The organism is Terriglobia bacterium (genome assembly GCA_036496425.1).
Classification (GTDB): Bacteria; Acidobacteriota; Terriglobia; order 20CM-2-55-15; family 20CM-2-55-15; genus 20CM-2-55-15.
This window is the reverse complement of sequence record DASXLG010000242.1, coordinates 1-15149: the sequence shown is the minus strand read 5'-3', so window position 1 is coordinate 15149 and position 15149 is coordinate 1. Positions and strand designations below refer to the sequence as shown.

Genomic DNA, 15149 nt, shown 5'->3' with positions numbered 1-15149 from the left:
AGGACCGAGGGGTTGACCTGGAAATACCGGCCGTAGAACTCCTGGCGCCCGACGATGTATTGCAGCGGGACACCACCGACCCGGTCGTAGAGGACATCCTCCAGCTTCTGCAACTCCTGTTCGTTGAGCACGCGGTCGTCGTACGCATACAGGTATTCGCGGGAGACGGAGATCGCGTGCGCGAGCAGAAGCTCGGCAGTCAGGCGCGCATTGGAGACTTGATGCAATTCGAGACGCCCGGCGGCCGAACGGAGCGTTTCCCGAATTGTCACGCCACGAGTTCTTTTTTGAGGCGCTCGGTCTGGAAATGCGTGGTGAGGGCGTCGAGAACTTCGCCGAGATCGCCGTCCTTGATGGCATCCAGCCGATGCAGTGTCAGGCCGATGCGATGGTCGCTGACGCGATTCTCTTTGAAATTGTAGGTCCGGATCTTTTCGCTGCGGTCGCCGGTGCCGACCATCGAGCGGCGTTCATCGGACAGCGCCTTCTGCTGTTTTTCCATTTCAATCTCATACAGACGGGAACGCAGAACGCGCAGCGCTTTCGCATAATTCTTGATCTGGGACTTTTCGTCCTGGCACGAAACAATCAGGCCGGTCGGAAGGTGGGTCAGGCGGATCGCCGAATACGTCGTATTGACGGACTGCCCGCCGGGGCCCGACGAACAGAACGTGTCCTTGCGGATGTCCTTGTCATTGATCTGAACGTCGACCTCTTCGGCTTCCGGCATAACCGCCACCGTAATCGTCGAGGTGTGGATACGGCCGCTCGCCTCGGTGGCCGGCACGCGCTGAACGCGGTGCACGCCGCTTTCGTACTTCAGGCGGCTGTAGACACCCTTGCCTTCGATCATGGCGATGACTTCTTTGAATCCGCCGATGCCCGTGGGATTGGATGAAAGAATTTCGACCCGCCACCGTTGAGATTCGGCATACCGCGTATACATACGAAAGACATCGGCGACGAAAAGCGCGGCTTCGTCACCGCCGGTTCCGGCGCGGATTTCAAGGATCACGTTGCGCTCGTCGTTCGGATCCTTCGGCAGCAGCAGGAGCTTCATTTCCGTTTCGCAGCTGGCCATGCGGGCCTCGAGGCCCGCCAATTCCTCTTCCGCCATGGCCTTCAGTTCCGGGTCGGTTTCTTCCCGGACCATCACGCGGGTGTCGTTGATACCGCGGTCCAGATCCTTGTATTCCCGATATTTTGAAACCAGTTGGCCGAGATCCGAGTGCGTCTTGGCGGTTTTCTGGTAGCGCTTACTGTCGGAAACGACTTCCGGGTTCGCGAGCTCCTGCGTCAGCGCGTCATAACGAGCCTCGACGGCTCGCAGTTTATCAATGAGAAGGTTGGCGGTCGTGCTCATGGGCGGTTAGACCGTCATTGCTTCTTCGAGTGCCCGGATCGCGATCTCCACTTGAGCGTCGTCGGGCGGCTTGGTCGTGATCTTCTGGAGCAGGAGTCCGGGGAGGGTCACGATGCGAAGGATGCTCTTCGGATGTTTTGCGGAATACCGGATGATCTCGTACGAGATGCCGGCGACGATCGGCAGCAGAATGATTCGCGACAGAAGCTTTGCTGTGAGTGTGTCGAAATGCCCGATGGAGAACACGACGATGCTGACGATGACGACCACGAGCAGGAAGCTGGTTCCGCAGCGGGGATGAAGCGTCGAAAACTTCTGGGCATTTTCGACTTTGAGCTCCTGGCGGGCCTCGAAGTTGTAGACCGTTTTATGTTCCGCTCCGTGATACTGCCAGACCCGGGTCATATCCTTCATTAGAGACACGGTGAACAGGAACCCCACGAACACCACCACGCGAAACAGTCCGTCGATGCCGTTAAAGAGCAGTGAACTCTGAAATCCGATCTGGGTCTGAAGAAACCGGGTCAGGAGAAGCGGGGCGACGATGAAGATTCCGACGTTTACGGCAAGCGCCGGTATCAGGCTGCCGGCAATCAACCAGGAAGATACCTGGCCGGGATCGCCCTTGGCGGGCTTCTTTGCCGCCACCTGCTTGGCGGTCTCCTCCGTAATCGCTTCCTCGACGGAGAAACGCAGGGCGCGGATGCCCAGAACGAGGGCCTGGCCGAGGACGGCCATGCCCCGGACGATCGGGGCTTTGAAAATCTTCGACTTTTCCGCAAGTGACGACAGGCCGTTCTTCATCACTCCGACGCTGCCGTCCTGCCGGCGCACGGCGACGGAATAGCCTTTGGGCGACCGCATCATGACGCCTTCGATGACGGCCTGGCCACCGACCAGGATGTCATCCTCAGTGGAGCTGAGCGCCCAGGATGTCGCCGTGATCATGAGATGTTTTAAATAAGTGAAACGCAAATCGTTATGCCTCGCCTTCAGGAAGTTTTTCGGTACTTTCTCTGGAATCTTTCGACCCGTCCGGCCGTATCGACCAGTTTCTGCTTGCCGGTAAAGAACGGATGGCATTTCGAGCAGATTTCGAGGTGGATCTCCGGCTGGGTCGAACGCGTCTTGAAAGTTTCGCCGCAGGCGCACTTCACGACCGTTTCAACATAGTTCGGATGTATGTTTGCTTTCATCGAACCTCCATTAGTGACCCTTCATTATACATTTTTCCCGTTTGATTTCACTCAACCCATTGACTATAGTACTCCCATCCATTTATCACTGGCTGCGCGCTGCCGAGCTTCCGTTCGCAGCCGCTCACGTAAGCCGCTGACTCACAGGGACATCTCGTGTCACGTACCAGCCGCTACCCGTTGCAATGGATGCCGAAATTGGTTACCGTACCACGTCCGCATTTAGTCCAGGAGGAAACGATCACAATGGTTAATGAACCCGGAAAATTGGCCGCGGCACAACGAGCCCGAGAGAAGGACAAGGGCGCCGGTCAATTTGCAGTTCCAAAAGGAGAGGAGGCAGAAAATTACGAGCAGCTTCTAGATCAATATGGCGCCCGCAAGTTCGCAGAAGGCGAAGTCATGAAGGGCACGGTTTTGAAAATTACGGACACCGATGTCGTGGTCGATATCGGATACAAATCCGAAGGTGTTATTCCGGTTGCCCAATTTACCGATCCATCCGGCCACGTCATGATCAGCGTCGGAGATCTCATCGACGTTCTGCTCGAAGATACAGATGACGGCGACGGCCATGTCGTCCTTTCAAAGGAAAAGGCCGAAAAAGTCAAGGTTTGGGAAGAGGTCGAGAAGGCCTACAACGACAACAGCATCATTCGCGGACGTGTCATCGAAAGAATCAAAGGCGGCCTTTCGGTCGACATCGGCATCCGCGCCTTTCTGCCCGGCTCGCAGATCGATGTCCGGCCCGTTAAGAATCTCGATTCCCTCCGGGGAAAAGACATCGAGTGCCGCGTGATCAAACTCAACCGCAAGCGTGGCAATATTGTTCTTTCACGCAAGATCGTTCTGGAAAACGAACAGGCGCGTAAGAAGGCGTTGACGCTGGAGGTTCTCGAAGAAGGCGCCGACGTGCGCGGCGTTGTGAAGAACATCACCGATTACGGTGTATTTATCGACCTGGGCGGCATCGACGGACTGCTTCATGTGACGGACCTTTCCTGGGGCCGCGTGAATCATCCTTCCGAAATGTTTCATGTCGCCGACGAAATCACCGTCAAGATCCTCAAATACGACCGCGACAAAGAACGCGTATCCCTCGGCTACAAGCAATTGACTCCGGATCCGTGGACTCTGGTGCGCCAGGTTTATCCGGTGGGTGCGCGCGTGACCGGCAAAGTGGTGAATCTGACCGACTACGGCGCTTTTATCGAATTGGAGCCGGGAGTCGAAGGGCTGATTCACGTGTCGGAAATGTCCTGGAGCAAGCGCGTCAAGCATCCGTCGAAAGTTCTTCAGGTCGGGCAGGATGCCGAAGCTCTGGTGCTCGACGTCGATCTGGAAAATCGCCGGATTTCACTCGGCATGAAACAAACCGAGCCCGATCCCTGGAGTACGCTTCCGGAGCGCTACGCAATCGGTTCTGTGATCGCCGGCCGCGTCCGCAACCTGACGGATTTCGGCGCCTTCATCGAAGTCGAGGAAGGCATCGATGGCCTGGTCCATGTTTCGGATATTTCTCCGCGCCGGATCAAGCACCCCTCCGAGGTCCTTAAAAAGGGCGAGCGTGTCGAAGCGGTCATTCTCAACATCGATACCGAAAACCACCGGCTCTCGCTCGGGATCAAGCAGCTCCAGCCGGACGTCTGGGAGCAATTCTTCACCACTCGCGTCGTCGGAGACGTCGTCCGCGGCCGCGTCGTGCGCCATGCTCCATTCGGAGTTTTTGTCGAGCTGGATGAGGGCATCGAAGGACTCTGCCACGTCTCGGAACTGGACGACGACGACCGGCAGAATGTCGAAGAGCGCTTCAAGCTCGGCGAGGAAGGCGATTTCAAAATCATCAAGCTCAGCCCCGGCGAACGCAAGATCGGATTGAGTCACAGGGCGCTGGCGGAGGATGCCGTGCGGCGGGAATACGATTCCTATCGCGACAATGCGGACGGCAGCGCGACACTTGCTGATTTGTTCCACGCGAAGGACAATTCGTAAACTTCGGCAATGCGTAATCGCACGCTCATATGGCTCCTCCTTGGCGGGGGAGCCTTTGTGCTTTTAGCCATCACGCTGGCCGCCATCGTCCTCACGTTCGGCGGCGATGACAATGGCGGCGGCGAGTTCGGGTTTTCCGACCGGGTGCAGGTCGTGGAGATCGACGGCGAACTGGTGCAGTCCAAACCCATCCTCGAGCAGTTGAAACGCTACGAAGACTCGAATTCGGTCAAAGCGATCCTTCTGGATATCGATTCGCCGGGCGGCGGCGTCGCCGTATCCCAGGAGATTTATACCGAGATCCGGCGGCTGCGCGAAAAGAAAGACAAGATCGTCGTCGCGTACCTGTCTTCGACCGGAGCTTCCGGGGCCTACTACATCTCGTGCGCGGCCAACAAAATTGTAGCGAACCCGGGAACTATTGTCGGGAGCATCGGAGTAATTGCAGAATGGACCAATTATGCCGATCTCATGGAATGGGCCAAATTGAAGAATATCGTCTTCAAGACCGGTGAATTCAAGGACACCGGCTCGCCGACCCGGCCGATTACCGAAAATGAGCGAAAGTATTTTCAGGGCTTGATTGACGACATGTACGTACAATTCGTGGAGGCGGTGTCCCAGGGCCGGAAGCTCGACCTTCAGGAAGTGCGCTCGATGGCTGACGGCCGCGTGTTCACGGGACGCGATGCCAGGGAGCGGAAGTTGATCGACGAGACCGGTAATTTTCAGGATGCGGTGGACCTGACGGCCAAGCTGGCCGGAATTTCAGGTAAACCCCGCCTGATTCGTTCGAACCGCCCGCGCGTGACTTTGCTGGATGTGTTGACCACAGACCTTTCGCGGCTTTCGCCGTTCAACGGTCAGAGCATGAAGTCGCAGATCAAATTTCAATATTTGTGGAAATAACCGAGGGGTGAGCAGATGACCAAGGCAGACCTGGTGGAAGAAGTATCCCGGGTTACGGAACTGACGCGAAAAGATTCAGAGGTCATTGTCGATACTTTGTTCGAGAGTGTCATCAAGGCGCTGAGGACCGGAGATAAACTTGAAGTGCGTGGGTTCGGCAGTTTTCGGGTCCGCCAGCGCAACGCTCGCGTCGGCCGGAATCCCAAGACGGGAGAAAAAGTCGAGGTGCCGGCAAAGCGGGTCCCGTACTTCAAGCCCAGCAAGGAACTGAAGGACCTCATCAACGACGGAACATCCGCCGCGCCGCAGGCTCAAGCGGGATCGCCACCTCCGGCCAACCCTTAGATGGAGTTCATCTGGAGTCCGTGGCGCTATGATTACCTGGCGTCGGGCGGCGTAAAACCGCCGTCGTGCGTGTTTTGCGTTACCGCCGACCGGACTCACGATGGCGGGCGGCTTATCGTCTTCCGCGGCGTCCATAATTTCGTCATTCTCAACCTGTTTCCGTATACCTCCGGCCACGTGATGGTGGCGCCCTACGAGCATCTCGATTCCATCGCTGGGGCCGCGCCGGAACAGCTTTCGGAGATGATGCAGCTCGCCCAGCGGATGACCGGCGTGCTGAAAAAGCTATACAAACCCGATGGGTTCAACCTGGGAATGAACCTGGGCGCCGCGGCAGGCGCAGGAATCCGCGAACACTTTCATCTGCACGTCGTGCCGCGCTGGATCGGCGATGCGAACTTCATGAGCATTACTGGTGAAACCAGGGTACTGCCCGAAGAGTTGAGTGTTACGTATAAGAGGTTCAAGGCTGAACTGACTTAATTCAAATTGCATCATTGGAAGTTTCTTCATTTCTTCACTTGAAGCAATGAAGAACCTTCCAATGATGCAATGATAAAATAGTCTTACAGTTCCTTCATCATGAGATACGCGTCATTGCCATTGGCATAGTAGTGCTTCAGAGTCCTCACGGTTTTGAATCCGTGCCTCTTGTAGAAATCGATCGCGCCCCTGTTTGTCACGTCGACCTGTAGATCGTATGTTTCAACTCCGTAATCCGTGAGGATGTCTTCAGCCCTCTCGAGGAGCTGGGTTCCATATCCGCTCCTCCGGTGGGTTGCACGAACGTCCAGCGTCACGATCGTGGCGCGGCGGCGTCCGGTCTGGATTTCGGCGATGAGAAAAGCGACCACAGTCCCATCTTCCTCTGCAACCAGCGTTTCAGCTCCGTCGCGATTCATGAAGTAGGAGAGTTCCTCGGCATTGTAGGCGACACCGCCGGGGAAGCTGGCTTGGTCAATTTCCAGCAGGACGTTGAAATCGGCGGCAACCGCGTGCCGGATAAGAGTTTTCACATTGATCCCATCAGGTCGAAGTCATTAATATAGCAACCATGCCCCGCTGCCTCCACATCTTCGATTCCGGATTTCAATGTCTCGACGAAGCCCGGGAGTCTATGGATTTTTGCGAAGCGCACCAGAGAGTCGTCGAGTTCGAACCGTTGCAGGATTCATTGTGGCGGAAGATGTTCATACGATTCATTGCTTTGTTATTGCTCCTCCTGTTTCTTATTCCGCTGTATTACAGCCTGCGAAACCTGTATCTGGGCCCTCCGGTGAAGGCCCTCGAAAACGGGTGATTTCGGCAATAATTCTCGCGGCCGGAAAATCCGAGCGGATGGGCAGGCCTAAAGCGCTGCTTCGGTTTCGCGGCCGCACTTTCCTGGAAAACATTCTCGACGCGGTTGCGGGATCGTCCCTGCGAAATACAGTCGTGGTCGTCGGCCATCATCGTGATGAGATTACGGCGCGGCTGAACCTGCCGAACCTGGTCTTCAATCCGGATTACGAGCAGGGGATGGTGACATCGTTCCAGGCGGGAATCCGGGCGCTTTCTCGGGATTCATCCGGCGCTGTTCTTTTTCTGGTAGATCATCCCGTCGTGGAGTCCTCGACCATCGATGCACTGGTGGCCAGCTTTGGCCGCAACCGCATCGTCGTTCCGGTGTTCAAGGGCCGTCGCGGGCACCCGGTGCTTTTCGCCTCGGAAGTGCTTGAAGAAATCCTTGCCTTGCCGCCGTCGCAGGGGGCTAATATCGTGGTGCGCAGGGATCCGGGCCGTATCGTCGAGCTGGCAGTGGATTCGCCCGGTATTCTTGTCGATGTCGACACCCCCGAAGACTTCGAAAAACTATGAATCATGGTGACCGTCCTGCCTCGAATCCCGGGGGAACCCGCTCTCCCGTCCTCGCACTGAACGGCATGGTGGCGACCAGCCAGCCGCTGGCCTCGGCTGCCGCGCTTCGCGTTCTGCAGGATGGCGGTAATGCAGTCGATGCCTCGATCACAGCGGCCGCCGTCCTGAATGTTGTTGAGCCCAACTCGACCGGAATCGGCGGCGATATGTTTGCGCTGGTTTACATGCAGAGCGAGGAAAAGCCTGTCGGCCTGAATGGAAGCGGCTGGGCCGGCAGCAAGGCTTCCGTCGACTTTTTCAGGAAGCGAAATTTGACGCATATTCCGCTGTTCGGCATTCATTCTGTGACCGTTCCGGGAGCTGTCGCCGGCTGGTACAAACTGCACGAGCGGTATGGAAAGCTGCCGATGTCCCGCCTCCTGATGCCGGCGATCGAGTACTCGGAAAAGGGATTTCCGGTGTCCGATATCATTTCGGTCCAGTGGCATCGTGCTCAGGAGCGGCTCCGTGAGACGCCCGACGCCGCCCGGCATGCCCTGCTCGACGGCCGGTCTCCGCGTCAGGGCGAAATTTTCAAGATGCCCGAGTTGGCCCGGACTCTGAGAATGCTTGCGGAAGGCGGCCGCGATGCTTTCTACAAGGGCGAGATTGCGAAAAAGATCGTGCAGTTTTCGGACAAGAGCGACGGCATGTTGACGTTGTCTGACTTCAGCGATTTCGATGCCCAGTGGATCGAACCGGTCTCCACGAATTACCGCGGCTATGACGTCCATGAGCTCGGGGCACAGACCCAAGGCATCACCGTACTCGAAATGCTGAATATTCTCGAGGCCTACGACCTCAAAGCCTTCGGCCACAATTCGGCCGCGCATCTTCACCTGATGATCGAGGCGAAGAAACTGGCTTTTGCCGACCGTGATGCCTATATTGCCGATCCCGGCAAAGTGAATGTCCCTGAAGTGAGGTTGATCTCGAAGGAGTACGCCGCAGAGCGCCGGAGACTCATCTCGCAGACGCACGCCATGCCGTCGCCGAGACCCGGATTGCGCGAGAATGGAGATACGGTTTATCTGACTGTCGTCGACAGGGAGCGCAATGCGGTTTCCTTCATCAATAGCCTGTATGAGGGTTTCGGTTCCGGATTGGTGGCGGGTGACACCGGAATCGTGCTGCAGAATCGTGGCGCCCTGTTCGAGCTGAATCCGGCACACCCGAATGTCATTGCACCTCGCAAACGGCCTTTCCATACCTTGATACCGGGGATGGTGCTCCAGGGCGGCAAACCGGTCTGGTCTTTCGGGGTGATGGGCGGCGATAATCAACCGCAAGGCCATGTTCAGGCGCTGATCAACCGGATCAACTTCGGAATGGATGTTCAGCAGGCCGGCGAGGCTCCTCGCTTCCGGCATTCCGGAGAGGAAGTTCTCCTGGAGTCGGCCTTTACAGAGTCGCTACGTTCGGAACTCGTTAAGAAAGGCCACCATATTGCCGGTGCGCTGGACGCATGGGGCGGCTATCAGGGGATCGCGATCGATTCTCAAACCGGCGTCCTTATGGGTGGTTCCGACCCGCGTAAGGACGGCCTCGCCATCGGCTGGTAATTCCGGTACTATTTCGGAGCGCGGTTTTAAAGCGCGTTATCTTTGCCTTGTGAAGTAGGAGGTTTAGTTTCAATGGCATCTGGTGCAAAACTCAGTAAAACAGCAAGGGCCAGTCTCGGAAAGGACAAGGATTCTATTCAGACCGGCAAGCCGTGCCCGCAATGCACGACGCCGATGGTCGCCACCCGCGTTATCAAGTCGGCAGGAATGCCCGGTGGAATGTATTGGGTGTGCCCGAAAGACGACTACAGGTTGAAAACCTAGGTTCCGGCAACGTATGGACAACGACTTTCTCGACGGAATCGACGAACAGTTTCAGCGCTTGATGAAGTTAAATGGAAACGGCAAGCGCAACGGCCATCCCGTGGGACGGTCGAAAGAAGATCGTCTGGTTAATGAGATCGTCGAACATCTTCACGGCCTCTCGAAGTCGCAAAAAGAGGAAGTGCTGACCTTTATCCGTTCCATGGAAGGACAAAAGGTCGAGTAGATGGCCGGCGCCAGCGCTAATGCGAAGCGCTTCGTCTTGTTGCTGTGGGTCCTGGTTGCCTTCTTCTATTTTTACCTGTCGTATGACTACATTCGAGTTACCAGCAATGACCGGCAATTCGACGACTATCTTCATTACGTCGTTCAGCTCGCCGGCATTGACCACAGGCCGCCAAAAGAAATCCGGACACTGCTGCTCGTCAAGGCGGAGGAACTCGGGCTTCCGGTACAGGGAGAGGAAATTGCGGTCCTGGGCGGCGGGGAATCCCTTAACGTAACCGTGGGTTACGATGTCGATATCGATATCCCGGTAATCCAGCGGCAGGTTTACACGAAGCACTTCGACCACAAAGTCCACTACCAGCAGAGATAAGACCGGCCCTACTTTTCTCCCCTCGCCGCAAGCGTGTCCTTATACGCGCGGTAGAGCAATTCGAACTCGGCCAATCCCTTTTTGAGAATCGGTCCCATATTCGGCAGGTCCGCGGGGTTCAATACGAGGTGAACGCTTTGCCCGAATGCCTGCATCGCGTCGAGGGTTTTGAACGACGGGCCGACCAGGCAGACGAAAGAATGCCGGCGATGAACCATCGGCAGCGGAGCGAGGTAATTCAAGACCGCATTGGACCGGAGAGAGGTGCCTGCGAAATTCTCCTGAACCACGATGCAGTCATAATTCGTGTATCGCATGCGTTCGACGGCGAGCTCCAGAGTTTCGGCGGTGTGGAATTTGAAGCCGAGTTCGCGGAGCGTCGCTTTGACCACTTCGGTGGTATTCGGGTCCGCACAGATGAGCGATGTTTTGTCGCCCAGTTCGAAGAAGTCCATCTTTTCCTGTGCGCTCATTTCTTTTTCCCGTACTCCATGTCGAGAGAAAGGCCGCTGAGATTGGTTGTGCTCTCGCCTCTGCTCTTTTTGATTCTGTCGAGACCCCGCGACATCACGCCTTTGTTGGTGCAGTAGAGAAGGGCGGTGTCCTCGGTGATCAGGTTCTGTTCATAAAGCTCCATGATCGCCATATCGAACGTTTTCCAGCCGAAGGAACCCGCAGCCTCGATGATTTCGTAGAACGTTTTCCCTTCGGACTCGCCGTGTTCGATCGCGTCTTTGACGCGAAGGTTGTTGCCCATGATTTCGAGGGCCGCGACGCGGCCGCCGCCGATTTTCGGCAGCAGGCGCTGGGATACGATCCAGCGGACGGTTTCGGCGAGCCGGATCCGGATCTGTGCTTCTTCCGCCTGATCGAACATGCCGACGATGCGGTTGATGGTTTGCCCGGCATTGATCGTGTGCAGCGTACTCATGACCAGATGGCCGGTTTCGGCGGCAGACATGCCGATTTCGACCGTCTCGCGATCGCGCATTTCGCCGACCAGAATAACTTTCGGCGCCTGGCGCAGGGCGGCGCGGAGTCCCGAGGCGAAAGAGCTGAAGTCGTTTCCCATTTCACGCTGGTTGAAGGTCGCCCTTTTCTGCGGGTGCACGAATTCGACGGGATCTTCGAGCGTTACGATGTGGATCGACTTGGTTTCGTTCAGTTCATTGAGCAATGCGGCAAGCGTCGTCGACTTTCCACTTCCGGTCGCGCCGGTCACCAGCACCAGTCCGGTTTTTTCCTTTGAAATCGTATGGAAGATCGGCGGCAGGTTGAGCTGATCGACGCTTGGTATCTCGGTCGACAACTTCCGGAGAATGATGGTGTAGTGCCCGCGCTGGGTGAAAATGTTCACGCGGAATCGAGCTTTCTGTCCAAGCGAGTGCGAACAATCGCACGACCCGCTTTTGATCAGATCCTCGGTAAGGCGGCGATTACGGTTGATGATATTCAGCGCGATCGTTTCGGTCTGGAACGGCGTCAGTTTGTCGATCGGCGGTTCGATCGTGACGCCGACCAGTTCGCCGGACGATTCCACCTGCAGCGGCTTGTCTGCGGTAATGTTGAGATCCGACACATTCTTGTGCGAATCCAGCATGGTTCCGAGGATGTAATCCAGTTCTGCTTTCGTCATGAAGCCCTACTCCCACTCCTCCGGCGGGTTTTTCAGCAGCGGCCGGAACTTGTTTTTATCGATGCACCGGGAATATGCATCCTCGGCGCTGATCATTTTCTTGTTGAGGAAGTCCATGATGGCGTCGTCGAGGGTCTGCATGCCGTGTTTCTTGCCGACCTGCAGCATACCGGGTATCTGGAACGTTTTAGCCTCACGAATGAGGTTGGCAATAGCCGGGGTCACGACCAGGATTTCGAGAGCCGCTACGCGGCCCTTGACGTCGGATCGTTTGAACAGGTTCTGCGCCACGACGCCCTTCAAGGCTTCGGACAGCGTATTCCGGATCTGGTTCTGTTGTCCGGCGGGAAATACGTCGATGACGCGGTCGATGGTTTTCGCGGCGCTCTGGGTGTGCAGTGTGCCGAAGACCAGGTGGCCCGTTGCGGCGGCTTCGATCGCCAGCTGAATGGTTTCGAGGTCGCGCATTTCGCCGACCAGAATGATGTCGGGATCCTCGCGCAATGCTCCGCGCAGCGCGGCCGCGAACGATTTCGTATGCATGCCGACTTCGCGGTGGTTCACCAGGCAGCTATGGCTTTCGTGCACAAACTCGATCGGGTCTTCGACCGTGATGATGTGATCCTTGCGGGTCTTGTTCGCATGATCGACGATCGCCGCCAGCGTGGTGGATTTTCCGCTTCCGGTCGGGCCCGTCACCAGAACGAGTCCTTTATTCAAGCCCGCGAATTTCTTCATGATCGGCGGCAGCCCGAGTTGCTCCGCGGTCAGAACCTTCGAAGGAATCTGCCGGAACACCGCCGCGACGCCGTATTTCTGATTGAAAAAGTTGGCCCGGTATCTTGCCTTTCCGGGAATTTCGTAGCCGAAATCGACGTCTCCGGTTTCCTCAAACTGTTTGACTTTGAATTCGGGCGCGATTTCGTACAACATCCCTTTCAAATCGTCGTTCTCGAAAGGTGGAAACTTGATGCGCTCCATTTCGCCGCGCACGCGCAGAATCGGCTGCGATCCGGTCGCCAGATGCAGATCCGATGCGCCCTCCTTATCCATCAAATCAAAAAAAGCATCAATTCTCGCCATCTTGGTCTGTTTCCTCCAAAAGCGCAGTGTCGGGCTATTATACTCAACGGCCTCTCCGGCAGAGGCCGATTGAAAATTAAACCAATGAGGAGACTATAGAATGCTAAAAACTTTCGCACGCACGTTGGCGCTGATGATAGGCGTCCTGGCGTTGGCTGCGACACCTTCCCTCGCGCAGGGTCGTGCAGGAGGGCAGGGCAGCGGCCGCGGGCAAGGGAGTGGCCGTGGTGGGCGCGGCGGCGGTGGGGGCGGCGGCATCGTGACACTCGCTGTATCGTCCACCTCTTTTTCGGACGGCAGTGAAATTCCCGCGAAATATACCGGCCAGCAAGGTGTCTCGCCGCAGCTCAGCTGGACCGGCGCCCCGGCAGGTACCATGAGCTTTGTCCTGATCATGCACGATGTCGATGCCGCAATTCCGGCGGGCAGCCTCACCAACGACATCTCCCACTGGGTGGTCTGGAACATCCCGGCTTCGACGACCTCGATTCCGGAAGGCGGCCCGGTTCCCGCCGGCGCAAATCAATACAGCCTGCGTGGCCCTCAGTACATGGGACCGGCGCCGCCGGCAGGGCATCCGTATCACCACTATATCTTCCAGGTTTATGCTTTGAATTCGACGCTGGACGTGCCGGCAGGCGCGACACGTGCTGACGTCGAGAAAGCGATGGAAGGAAAGATCATTGCTCGCGGTGCATACGTCGGCCGGGCGAAGCCACAATAGTAGGAACCTGGTGGAAATTCGAGATTGAAGGTTTTTTCATTTCTACATATGAAGAAATGAAAAAACCTCCAATCTCGAATTTCCAATAAGTCTTTCTATACCCCGTTTTTGATAACATCCTCCCATGCAGGAATTGGGTCAGCTGTTCGAAAACAACCGTCAATGGGTTGCGGAAATGAATGCGAAGCTTCCCGGGTTTTTCGAGAATCTGGCGCGCCAGCAGACGCCGGAATACCTGTGGATCGGTTGCGCGGACAGCCGCGTGCCGGCCAACGAGATTGTCGGATTGCGGCCCGGCGAGTTGTTCGTGCATCGAAATATCTCGAACGTCGTAGCGCCTGATGACGCCAATTGTCTGTCGGTGATCCAATATGCCGTCGATGTGCTCCACGTGAGGCATATCATCGTGTGCGGCCACTATGGATGCGGCGGAGTTCAGGCCGCCCTGGAAGACCGCAGCTTCGGTTTAGCCGACCTCTGGATCGAGAACGTCTGCAGGGTTCGCGAGAAGTACCTGGACGAGTTGAATGCCTTGCCCGAATCCGGCCGGTTCAAGCGGCTATGCGAGTTGAATGTCATCGAACAGGTATTGAACGTCGCGCAAACCCGCGTTCTCCGTCATGCCTGGGCGCGCAATCAACGGGTCACTATTCACGGCTGGATATATGCCATCGAGAACGGCCTTCTTCGCGATCTGAATGTGCTGCTGAACGGGCCTCGCCAAACGCTTCAAATTCCGGCGTACCACGAATAGCCGTGCTCAGCCCCCTGAGCGCCCTGACCTTCTCCCCAGTCTTGCGCTGAATCTGTCACCGTGATGCCGGACACATATTTAAGGTTTTTGTATCCAAGCTGGCGTTCCACACGCAGGCGAACGGGAGCGCCGTGCGGAACAGGCAGATTGCCGCCGTTCATTCCATAGGCGAGTAAGGTTTGTGGATGCCAGGCGTCGGCCATGTCGAGGCTGTCCCACCATCCGTCGATGCTGGTCAGGAAAACGTATTTCGCCTGCGGCAGCAGTCCGACTGAGCTCAGCACGAGTGAGAGAGGAACACCTGTCCATTCCGCGATCGCCGACCAGCCTTGCTCGCAGACGTGCTCCGTGATCTGCGTACGCGAAGGGAATCGTTTCAGCTCCGCAAGCGAGAAGTCGTGAGGCCGCGTCACGAGCCCGTCTACAGTGAGCCGCCACTGCTGAAAGCCGCCGGGGATGTCCTTCTGGTAGGCATCGCTTTCGGGCAGCAGTGTGTTGATGGCAGGGAAATTCTTTGAAATTTCGCTCCGGCTGAACTCCCTCGCCAGCGGCTGCCGGTAAAGCATGACGCGGTGCGCAGCGTATGTCAGAGTTTCTTCGGCGCCGAAGAGTCCTCCATGGTCGGGAGGCACCAGGCCGTAGCGTTTCGCCAGCCACACTGCCGCACCTCCCGCCGAGGCCGCCACCGATGCAGCGGCTGCCGTTGTAATGAATTTCCGCCGGCTGAGGAAACGGCTCATACGGGTTTCAACAGAGTGTGTGAGCGACCCCCTGCCGGCGCTTCGCGGCCACTCTCCACCTGACACAGGGGGAGGGCCGGCCGCGAA

Annotated in this window: 21 protein-coding genes; 12 read left to right on the top strand and 9 right to left on the bottom strand. The window is 56.9% G+C overall.

Features of this window, described 5'->3' with window-relative positions; translation table 11 throughout:
* The 4 genes from VGK48_17235 to rpmE form a co-directional block, all read right to left on the bottom strand.
* Positions 1-272 (bottom strand): hypothetical protein (locus VGK48_17235; protein HEY2382922.1); only part of this gene is annotated, 272 nt, incomplete at its 3' end.
* Positions 269-1363, bottom strand: coding sequence for a peptide chain release factor 1 (gene prfA, locus VGK48_17230; protein HEY2382921.1), 1095 nt, complete (start codon positions 1361-1363; stop codon positions 269-271). The genes VGK48_17235 and prfA, both read right to left, overlap by 4 nt.
* A gap of 6 nt (positions 1364-1369) precedes the next feature.
* Positions 1370-2311 (bottom strand): DUF1385 domain-containing protein, encoded by a 942-nt coding sequence (locus VGK48_17225; protein HEY2382920.1) that lies wholly within the window; start codon positions 2309-2311, stop codon positions 1370-1372.
* A 44-nt stretch (positions 2312-2355) separates the two neighbouring features.
* Entirely contained in the window at positions 2356-2559 is a 204-nt protein-coding gene (gene rpmE, locus VGK48_17220; protein HEY2382919.1) for a 50S ribosomal protein L31, read from the bottom strand.
* Positions 2560-2805: 246 nt separating this feature from the next.
* Between rpmE and VGK48_17215 the strand changes: the two genes are divergently transcribed.
* The 4 genes from VGK48_17215 to VGK48_17200 are packed head-to-tail and all read left to right on the top strand — an operon-like array spanning position 2806 to position 6288.
* Positions 2806-4551: a 30S ribosomal protein S1 gene (locus VGK48_17215; protein ID HEY2382918.1), complete on the top strand. Its 1746-nt coding sequence runs from the start codon at positions 2806-2808 to the stop codon at positions 4549-4551.
* A gap of 9 nt (positions 4552-4560) precedes the next feature.
* The gene (gene sppA / locus VGK48_17210; protein HEY2382917.1) at positions 4561-5460 is read left to right on the top strand and encodes a signal peptide peptidase SppA; all 900 of its coding nucleotides are present in this window, start codon (positions 4561-4563) and stop codon (positions 5458-5460) included.
* 15 nt (positions 5461-5475) lie between these two features.
* Positions 5476-5805: an HU family DNA-binding protein gene (locus VGK48_17205; protein HEY2382916.1), complete on the top strand. Its 330-nt coding sequence runs from the start codon at positions 5476-5478 to the stop codon at positions 5803-5805.
* Positions 5806-6288: an HIT domain-containing protein gene (locus VGK48_17200; protein ID HEY2382915.1), complete on the top strand. Its 483-nt coding sequence runs from the start codon at positions 5806-5808 to the stop codon at positions 6286-6288.
* 83 nt (positions 6289-6371) lie between these two features.
* Here VGK48_17200 and VGK48_17195 read toward each other — a convergent pair whose 3' ends face one another.
* On the bottom strand, positions 6372-6821 hold the full coding sequence (locus VGK48_17195; GenBank protein ID HEY2382914.1) for an N-acetyltransferase: 450 nt from the start codon (positions 6819-6821) through the stop codon (positions 6372-6374).
* Between the two features lie 38 nt (positions 6822-6859).
* Between VGK48_17195 and VGK48_17190 the strand changes: the two genes are divergently transcribed.
* The 6 genes from VGK48_17190 to VGK48_17165 all read left to right on the top strand — a co-directional run bounded on the left by VGK48_17190 (position 6860) and on the right by VGK48_17165 (position 10125).
* Positions 6860-7105, top strand: a complete 246-nt coding sequence (locus VGK48_17190; GenBank protein ID HEY2382913.1) for a hypothetical protein — start codon at positions 6860-6862, stop codon at positions 7103-7105.
* Positions 7102-7662 (top strand): nucleotidyltransferase family protein, encoded by a 561-nt coding sequence (locus tag VGK48_17185; GenBank protein ID HEY2382912.1) that lies wholly within the window; start codon positions 7102-7104, stop codon positions 7660-7662. Before VGK48_17190 ends, VGK48_17185 begins: the two co-directional genes overlap by 4 nt.
* Positions 7659-9263, top strand: a complete 1605-nt coding sequence (gene ggt / locus VGK48_17180) for a gamma-glutamyltransferase (protein ID HEY2382911.1) — start codon at positions 7659-7661, stop codon at positions 9261-9263. The genes VGK48_17185 and ggt overlap by 4 nt, the downstream gene beginning before the upstream one ends.
* A 72-nt stretch (positions 9264-9335) precedes the next feature.
* Positions 9336-9527 carry a hypothetical protein gene (locus tag VGK48_17175; GenBank protein HEY2382910.1) on the top strand — a complete coding sequence of 64 codons (192 nt, stop codon included), beginning with the start codon at positions 9336-9338 and terminating at the stop codon, positions 9525-9527.
* A gap of 13 nt (positions 9528-9540) precedes the next feature.
* The gene (locus VGK48_17170; protein ID HEY2382909.1) at positions 9541-9753 is read left to right on the top strand and encodes a hypothetical protein; all 213 of its coding nucleotides are present in this window, start codon (positions 9541-9543) and stop codon (positions 9751-9753) included.
* Entirely contained in the window at positions 9754-10125 is a 372-nt protein-coding gene (locus tag VGK48_17165) for a hypothetical protein (protein HEY2382908.1), read from the top strand.
* A gap of 8 nt (positions 10126-10133) precedes the next feature.
* Here the strand turns inward: VGK48_17165 and VGK48_17160 are convergent, their stop codons facing one another.
* From VGK48_17160 to VGK48_17150, 3 genes are read right to left on the bottom strand one after another with little or no spacing between them, the layout of a single operon-like run.
* Positions 10134-10598 (bottom strand): hypothetical protein, encoded by a 465-nt coding sequence (locus tag VGK48_17160; protein HEY2382907.1) that lies wholly within the window; start codon positions 10596-10598, stop codon positions 10134-10136.
* Positions 10595-11761: a PilT/PilU family type 4a pilus ATPase gene (locus tag VGK48_17155; protein ID HEY2382906.1), complete on the bottom strand. Its 1167-nt coding sequence runs from the start codon at positions 11759-11761 to the stop codon at positions 10595-10597. Before VGK48_17155 ends, VGK48_17160 begins: the two co-directional genes overlap by 4 nt.
* Before the next feature lie 6 nt (positions 11762-11767).
* The gene (locus VGK48_17150) at positions 11768-12844 is read right to left on the bottom strand and encodes a type IV pilus twitching motility protein PilT (protein HEY2382905.1); all 1077 of its coding nucleotides are present in this window, start codon (positions 12842-12844) and stop codon (positions 11768-11770) included.
* A 100-nt stretch (positions 12845-12944) separates the two neighbouring features.
* On the opposite strand from VGK48_17150, the gene VGK48_17145 reads away from it, so the two are divergent.
* Together VGK48_17145 and can are read left to right on the top strand one after the other, a co-directional pair.
* A complete protein-coding gene (locus VGK48_17145) occupies positions 12945-13568 on the top strand; it encodes a YbhB/YbcL family Raf kinase inhibitor-like protein (GenBank protein HEY2382904.1) in 624 nt (207 codons plus the stop codon).
* Positions 13569-13692: 124 nt separating this feature from the next.
* The gene (can, locus tag VGK48_17140; protein HEY2382903.1) at positions 13693-14322 is read left to right on the top strand and encodes a carbonate dehydratase; all 630 of its coding nucleotides are present in this window, start codon (positions 13693-13695) and stop codon (positions 14320-14322) included.
* On the opposite strand, the gene VGK48_17135 is transcribed toward can, so the two are convergent.
* Positions 14298-15062 (bottom strand): molybdopterin-dependent oxidoreductase, encoded by a 765-nt coding sequence (locus VGK48_17135; protein ID HEY2382902.1) that lies wholly within the window; start codon positions 15060-15062, stop codon positions 14298-14300. The two genes, can and VGK48_17135, sit on opposite strands and share 25 nt — an antisense overlap.
* Between the last annotated feature and the right edge of the window lie 87 nt (positions 15063-15149).